The 7,270-nt window shown below is 33.3% G+C and carries 6 protein-coding genes and 1 other RNA gene; 2 read left to right on the top strand and 5 right to left on the bottom strand.

The genetic code is table 11. The annotated features are described in order from the left end of the window. Nucleotides 1–313 precede the first annotated feature (313 nt). The 4 genes from TY19_RS07210 to TY19_RS07195 all read right to left on the bottom strand — a co-directional run bounded on the left by TY19_RS07210 (nucleotide 314) and on the right by TY19_RS07195 (nucleotide 5,040). On the bottom strand, nucleotides 314–1,657 hold the full coding sequence (locus TY19_RS07210; protein WP_052354847.1) for a tetratricopeptide repeat protein: 1,344 nt from the start codon (nucleotides 1,655–1,657) through the stop codon (nucleotides 314–316). Between the two features lie 175 nt (nucleotides 1,658–1,832). After that, nucleotides 1,833–3,062, bottom strand: coding sequence for an SEL1-like repeat protein (locus TY19_RS07205; protein WP_052354846.1), 1,230 nt, complete (start codon nucleotides 3,060–3,062; stop codon nucleotides 1,833–1,835). Between the two features lie 816 nt (nucleotides 3,063–3,878). Continuing rightward, on the bottom strand, nucleotides 3,879–4,196 hold the full coding sequence (locus tag TY19_RS07200) for a DMT family transporter (RefSeq protein WP_042281363.1): 318 nt from the start codon (nucleotides 4,194–4,196) through the stop codon (nucleotides 3,879–3,881). A gap of 355 nt (nucleotides 4,197–4,551) precedes the next feature. Next, on the bottom strand, nucleotides 4,552–5,040 hold the full coding sequence (locus TY19_RS07195) for an NUDIX hydrolase (protein ID WP_042281360.1): 489 nt from the start codon (nucleotides 5,038–5,040) through the stop codon (nucleotides 4,552–4,554). A 107-nt stretch (nucleotides 5,041–5,147) separates the two neighbouring features. Here TY19_RS07195 and TY19_RS07190 point away from each other — a divergent pair, with 107 nt between their 5' ends. Together TY19_RS07190 and ffs are read left to right on the top strand one after the other, a co-directional pair. Further along, nucleotides 5,148–5,801 (top strand): MazG family protein, encoded by a 654-nt coding sequence (locus TY19_RS07190; protein WP_042281358.1) that lies wholly within the window; start codon nucleotides 5,148–5,150, stop codon nucleotides 5,799–5,801. A gap of 61 nt (nucleotides 5,802–5,862) precedes the next feature. Then, an RNA gene (gene ffs, locus TY19_RS12885) (signal recognition particle sRNA small type) lies at nucleotides 5,863–5,961 on the top strand. A 780-nt stretch (nucleotides 5,962–6,741) separates the two neighbouring features. Here the strand turns inward: ffs and TY19_RS07185 are convergent. Continuing rightward, nucleotides 6,742–7,270, bottom strand: a 529-nt coding sequence (locus TY19_RS07185; protein ID WP_102035405.1) for an IS5 family transposase, incomplete at its 5' end; no start/stop codon positions are given.

Genomic DNA, 7,270 nt, shown 5'->3' with positions numbered 1-7,270 from the left:
CAAAGAACACAGCCTCATTCTTGGCTGCAGTCCATATTAGATGTATTGCTATATGGGCAAAAGTCTCGTGACTACACGATCTAAAGTGATAAATTCTTAAAAACTTTGTGCATTCTAAACACAATTCTAAGCCTTAAAGGATATGCTTTTTTCCAAATTTTTAAAAAAATATGTGTTTTAAATATTGTTTTATTTTTGGCTACTCTTAGAGTTTAAAAAACAGATTATTTATGAGAAAAGTCGGCTATGAATTTTAATCGTAGATGATTTCCTTTTTAATTTATTAAAAGATAAATTTTGATTTTAAACTAATTTAGTTGTTTTGAGAAATAATAGAGTCAATTTTTATTGCTGCCTGAGCATTCCCTTGCTCAGCAGCAAGTTGATAATATCTCAGAGCTTCTTGACTAGATTGTTCAACTCCTAGCCCCTTTTTATACATAGTCCCAAGCTTGTATTGAGCACCTGCATGGCCTTGATCGGCAGCGAGTTTGTAATATTTAGCAGCTTCTTGATCAGATTGTGTGACGCTCAGTCCATTGGCATACATAAACCCAAGAGCCCATTGAGCATCTGCCTCACCTTGATCGGCGGCAAATTTAAAGTATTTAGCGGCTTCTTGATGGGATTGTGTAATACCTTTTCCCTGGAAATACATAAATCCAAGAGCACATTGAGCAATTGCCTCACCTTGATCAGCTATGAGTTTAAAATATTTAAAAGCTTCTTGGTCAGATTGTGGAACCCGTTTCCCTTTTGCATACATGAATGCAAGATTATATTGAGCATTTACATCGCCTTGATCGGCAGCGAGTTTAAAATATTTAATAGCTTCTTGATTGGATTGCTCAACTCCTAACCCCTTTTTATACATAGTTCCAAGTTTGGATTGAGCATTTACATCGCCTTGATCGGCAGTGAGTTTAAAATATTTAAAAGTTTCTTGATTCGTTTGTGCAATATCATGGCTTTCTATAATGAGCTTAAGCTCACGCTGTGCTTCTGCATGGCCTTGATTGGCAGCAAGCTGAAAATATTTAGTAGCTTCTTGATTCGATTGGGAGATACCTCGACCCTTTTTATATCTAATTCCAATAATGAATTGAGCATCTGCATGGCCTTGATCAGCAGCGAATTTAAAATATTTAATAGCCTCTTGCTCTGAATGCACAACGCCCCGCCCATTGATATACATGCATCCAAGGTTGTATTGAGCATTTACATCACCTTGATCAGCAGCAAGTTTAAAATATTTAAAAGCTTCTGCATCTGATTTTGCGACAACTTGACCATTTTTATACATGAGTCCAAGCTCGCATTGGGCTTTTGGATTGTTCTGGTCTGCCAAAAGTTTAGTTGGTAAAAATGAGGGAGAAGAAGAGTAAATAATTTTACTTTTTTTACCGCTCCAAAAAGACTTCCAATCTTCTCGAACACTTTCAGAAAAAAGCCCTAAGCCTAACGTACATAAAGTTTTAAAAGCTGCATATATTCCAATTCCAATTCTACGCATTAAAGGGTATGTTTTTTCAAAGCTTCCTAAAAGGATATATGTTTTACCATTGTTTATCGTACTTTGGCTTAATTTTAGATCTGGACTGGAAGAAAGAGCAGAGTAGCTGCTAGGAATATCGCCATCTATAAATTTTGATCGCATATAATTCCTTTTTTAATTCATTAAAAAATAAATAATAATTTTAAATCAATTTAGCTATTTTGTTGAGAAATAATAGAGTCAATTTTTCTTGCTACCTGGGCATTCCCTTGATCAGTAGCAAGTTGATAATATCTCAGAGCTTCTTGACGGGATTGTACAACACCTAGCCCTTTTTTTACAGAGTTAGAGTTTCAAGCTCGTATTGGGCATCTGCATGGCCTTGATCGGCAGCAAGTTTGTAATATTTAGCAGCCTCTTGCTCTGATTGCGTAACGCCTCGCCCATTCGCATACCTGGCTCCAAGGTTGTATTGAGCCTTTGCATCACCTTGATCGGCAGCAAGTTTATAATATTTAATAGCCTCTTGCTCTGATTGCGCAACGCCTCGTCCATTGGAATATCTGACTCCAAGGTTGTATTGAGCCTTTGCATCACCTTGATCGGCAGCAAGTTTGTAATATTTAATAGCCTCTTGATCTGATTGCATAACACCTCGTCCATTGGAATATCTGACTCCGAGGTTGTATTGAGCATCTACATGTCCTTGATCGGCAGCTAGTTTGTAATATTTAGCGGCTTCTTGCTCTGATTGCGTAACGCCTTGCCCATTCACATACTTGATTCCAAGATTATATTGAGCATCTGCAAGTCCTTGATCGGCAGCAAGTTTAAAATATTTAAAAGCTTCTTGCTCTGATTGCATAACACCTCGTCCATTGGAATATCTGACTCCGAGGTTGTATTGAGCATCTGCATGGCCTTGTTCGGCAGCAAGTTTGTAATATTTAAAAGCTTCTTGATCTGATTGTGTCACACCTCGTCCATTGGCATACATAAATCCAAGAGCATATTGAGCATCTGCATGACCTTGATCGGCAGCGAGTTTGTAATATTTAATAGCTTCTTGCTCTGATTGTGCAATACCCCACCTATTGGCATACATAAATCCAAGAGCATATTGAGCATCTGCATGACCTTGTTCGGCAGAGAGTTTAAAATATTTAAAAGCTTCTGCATCTGATTGTGTCACACCACAACTTTTATCATACATCAATCCGAGTCTGTATTGAGCTTTTGCATCGCCTTGGTCTGCCAAAAGTTTAGTTGATAAAAATGAGGGAGAAGAAGAGTAAATAATTTTACTTTTTTTACCCCTCCAAAAAGACTTCCAATCTTCTCGAACACTATCAGAAAAAAGCCACAAGCCTAACGTACATAAAGTCTTAAAAGCTGCATATATTCCAATTCCAATTCTACGCATTAAAGGGTATGTTTTTTCAAAGCTTCCTAAAAGAATATATGTTTTACCATTGTTTATTGTACTTTGGCTTAATTTTGGATCTGGACTAGAAGAAAGGGCAGAGTAGCTGCTAGGAATATCGCCATCTATATATTTTAATTGCATAGAGTTTCCCTTTTTTAATTTACTAGTAAATTTTATAGTGCATCGTTTTTTTTATCTATTAATAATTATCATATATATATATGTAATTTTCAATTTAATTTTTATTGTTGATTGTAAAATAGTAAATAAATGTAAATTTAAGAATAAAAAATTTAACAAAAATTCATTTCTATTAAATAATATTTTGATTATTAGTTAAAATTTATAATTTTGATTAGAGAAATATAAACAAATATTTTTCACTGATGAGAAACACCTAACCTGCTCGATAATAATTAAAATAAATTTAGGTTTAAAAATTTTTAGCAAGAGTAGTGTAAATTTTACAGCTATAATAACAAGTTTAAATAAAAAAATAATTTAATATCTGATATTTAATTGATAATTATTTTTATTAACATTAAATTATTTTCAATAATAGAAAAAATTTGATAAAATAAAATAGATTTTTGAAGCATGGTTTTGATCAGCAGCGACTTAAAATTTTTTATATTTTTAAAAAGAAATTCTAAACCAAAAGTTAATAAAGTTTGAAAAACTGCATAAACATTAATGATCCATCTATGTTCTAAAGAATATATGTTTTACTTTTGTATACTTTGCTTTGACTTAATTTTTGGATTTGAATGGGGAATAGGGGAGGGAATAGTTTACAAAAATTTATTCGTCTATAAATTTTATTGCCATAGGATGAAATTTCGATTCTTTATTTTTATAAAAAATTTGTAAAAGTTCTTCAACTCTAAATTTTCACTTGTATTTAGATACAAAAAATTTAAGCTAAAAAAAATTTTAATTAAATATTTTATTAATGTTTTATGCAGAAGCTATTTTAAGTCCGATGATAGAAATAATAAGACAGGCAAGAAAAAATAGACGCCAAAAATCTATAGACTCGCCAAAATAAAGAATACCAATCATAGCTGTTCCCACTGCTCCCATGCCAGTCCAAATAGCATAAGCTGTTCCTAATGGAATAGTTTTTAAGCTTAAGGAAAGTGCTAAAAAGCTGCAAACCGAGAAAATAAAAAAAATAGCTGTTGGCCATAGACGAGTAAAATTATTAGACAACTTAAGAAAAGTCGTAAACCCTATTTCAAATAAACCAGCAATCAATAAATATATCCAGCCCAAATTAAATCTCAACAAGTAAATAGTTAAAAAGAATTACAAGTAATGTCTCGGGTAAAATTTTTTGTAAGAATTATTTGATAGATTAAACCTTAAAGAATTTCAAGAGCTAAATTTTTTGCCTTTCTTTTTGCTTTTAAATGAAGCTGGGTGTCATCCTGTTCATTTTTATTATATTAAATTGAAATATTAGTGTTGCTTGGATCGCACTGTGTCGAAAATATAATAATTTTTAAGTGGTTTATGTGGCATTTGATTCTCTAAATAAGGTAGTACAGAGTTTAAATATTTATCTCTATTTTGGTTAAAAAGTAGTATTTTAAAAAAGCGTTGAATTTGTGAGTCACAATCTCCAGGATTAATTAAAAACCAATTTTTTAGGGATGGAGCAAAAAGTAGCCAAAAGGTGCTGAAGAACTTGTAGCGTTTCTTTGAAAATATCGACATCGGGTTCGAGTAAATCTAAACCCTTTTGATCAAACCACTGATAAATTAAAGTTTCGCTTGGTGATGAGCTTTTAGCGGAGATTAAATTTGCTACGTAAATGAAATCCATGTGTTGGTGCGCAGGTTGATCTTTATAAGGGGGGATTTCTTCTAGTAGGCATAAATAGGGTCTTTCAAAGCTATTTGCATTCCAATAATTCACCCAAATATTTTCTTGGGGGATCAATTCAATTTCCAAACCTGTTTCTTCTCTTACCTCCCGACGAGCTGCTTCTACTGGTGTTTCATTATTTTCTACATGTCCACCCGGAGGAAGCCACTTTTGAAGTTTAGGATGTTTAATTAACAAAATTTTTTGATCATTAATAATGTAAACACTTGCTGTAAACTGTTTATTCATGCAATAAATCCAAATTCAAATGATTCTAATTTTAAAAAAAATAATTTCTGCAATTGATGTTAACGAATTGTTGATTTTTTCGTCCCATTATTTAAAGGAGAAACCAAATGGATGATTTTAAAGCTCTTATTATCACCATTGAACGTTTGTTAGCCCCAAATGGTTGTCCATGGGATCGAGAACAAACGCTTCAATCGATGCGAAGTTCAGTCATTGAAGAAGTCTACGAACTAGTAGAAGCCATCGATCTTGAAAACAATGAAAAAATTAAAGAGGAGCTTGGTGATCTTTGTTTCAATGTGATTTTTTTAGGAAAACTGGCTGAACGAGACAAAAAATTTTCTTTGCATGATATGTTGAAAGAAATTAATGAAAAACTGATTAGGCGGCATCCTCATATTTTTGAAGAAGTTCAGCTTGATTCAGTTGCACAAGTGAAGCATCAATGGGAAATAATTAAGAAAAATGAAAAAGGTAATCGGTGGAGACAGAGTGTATTGGACGGGATTCCTAAAGATTTCCCTTCACTGGCGCGGGCAGAGAAAATGATTAAAGAATTTGAAAAAACCGATTTTGCATGGCAAAATCGAGAACATTTTTCTTCCCAGGAGGACCTATTTGCGCAAGACTTATTAAATCTAATTAAAAAAGCCTCTCAAAATGGAATAGAGGTAGAAACAACACTTCGTAAAATGCTATCTCAATTAGAACAACAATTTCGTCAGTGGGAAAGTGCTCAAAAACGTGCAGAATCTGCTTGATAGAAAACCCAACTCGTTATAAAATAATATTTTCTTAGAGTTTACCGATAAATAAAGTTTAACCGGGGACCTCATGGAATAAATTAGTTCGAACCAGGTCAGGACAGGAATGTAGCAGCCTTAAGAATCATACTTATGCCTTGAGATAATCTCCGGTTTTTTTATTTTAATCCCAAACTTCCTTTCTTCTGTTTTCTTCAACCAGTTTTTCCTTTTTAGCTATCGCTACAAATGCTTTTCGCTTAGGAAGAAAAATGCAATGACTAATTTCTTGTCACTCCAAATAAATTCGCAAATAGATTTCTACTGTATGTAAAAAAGAAAGGTTATTTTGGGATGATTTAAGAAGTAATTGGTTAAATAGTTTGAGAATAGACTAGAAATAAATCACAGGAAACTTTGTTTGAAGAGCAAACTAAGTTTTTTAAGCCGGGTTCATTTTTGAATTTAGTTTGTTTAAAGTGAGGGATCTTGCGATGCTTAGGCGCATTTTAGGGGGATATTGTAAAACTTTTCGAGTTTAATAAAAAAAGCATGGTAGCTTATTTTTTTGAGTCAATGATCTCAAATTCTGTATAAATTTCATAGGAAAAGAGAAGGTTATGTGCCCATAAGGATTAAGCAATCCTAGCTAACTTACGCAAAGAATAATCGTTAATCTTTTTTATTTGGTTCCGCAATCACTTCTGCACACATAACAAAATCATAAGCATAATCGTCTAAATGTGTTTTAGGCATGACCCCTTACTTAGATTAATATGATGCATAGAATATGTCTGAAGCCTTTTTAGATTGTTTTCTGTGATAGTTCAAGCAAGTGATTTGTACACCTCATCTCAACCAATTTCGCAATCTTTCACCATTTAATTCGACATAATTAGTGAGTCATGTCCAAATTATCTTTAAACACTCTTTTTGCGTTCGGTTTCTAAGAACCTGTTTAAAATCTTTTTAAAAGGAGAACCACAAACGCCAAAATGACCAGATTTAAGCTTGTATTCAATTTTCTTTCGCAGTTCTTCCATAACCTTCTGCATTTTTCTAACCAGCTAAAAGAACGCTCTACGATCCATCTTTTCGCAATCACTTTAAAAGCATGCAATTCGTTTCTTTTCGTTATCTCTACTGTACATCCCAATATCTCTTGAATACCATTTGAAAATGGTTCTCCAGAATATCCTCTATCTGCTAAAATATTTTTTACTTCAGACAAAACACTCTTATTCAGTAAACATGCTTCTAGAGCTCCTTTTCTATCAGTAACATTTGCTGTGGTTATATGAATGGCATGAGGCAATCCTTGGGTGTCTACTGCTATGTGCCGTTTGATACCTGAGATTTTTTTTCCTGCATCATAGCCTTTACTTTCAGCTGTATCGGTATTCTTAACGCTTTGCGCATCAACTATGATAAAACTGGTTTTCTCGTTCCGACCACTGCTTTGTCGAACCTCTCCAACGATTTTTTTT

It is taken from the genome of Candidatus Protochlamydia sp. R18, from assembly GCF_000648255.1.
GTDB lineage: Bacteria > Chlamydiota > Chlamydiia > Chlamydiales > Parachlamydiaceae > Protochlamydia > Protochlamydia amoebophila.
This window is presented reverse-complemented; position numbering and strand designations above follow the sequence as displayed.

Bases quoted from the DNA above. Each gene is read 5' to 3' on its own strand.
- TY19_RS07210 (WP_052354847.1), bottom strand. From the start codon at position 1,657: ATGCGATCAAAATTTATAGATGGCGATATTCCTAGCAGCTACTCTGCT.
- TY19_RS07205 (WP_052354846.1), bottom strand. From the start codon at position 3,062: ATGCAATTAAAATATATAGATGGCGATATTCCTAGCAGCTACTCTGCC.
- TY19_RS07195 (WP_042281360.1), bottom strand. From the start codon at position 5,040: ATGAATAAACAGTTTACAGCAAGTGTTTACATTATTAATGATCAAAAA.
- TY19_RS07190 (WP_042281358.1), top strand. From the start codon at position 5,148: ATGGATGATTTTAAAGCTCTTATTATCACCATTGAACGTTTGTTAGCC.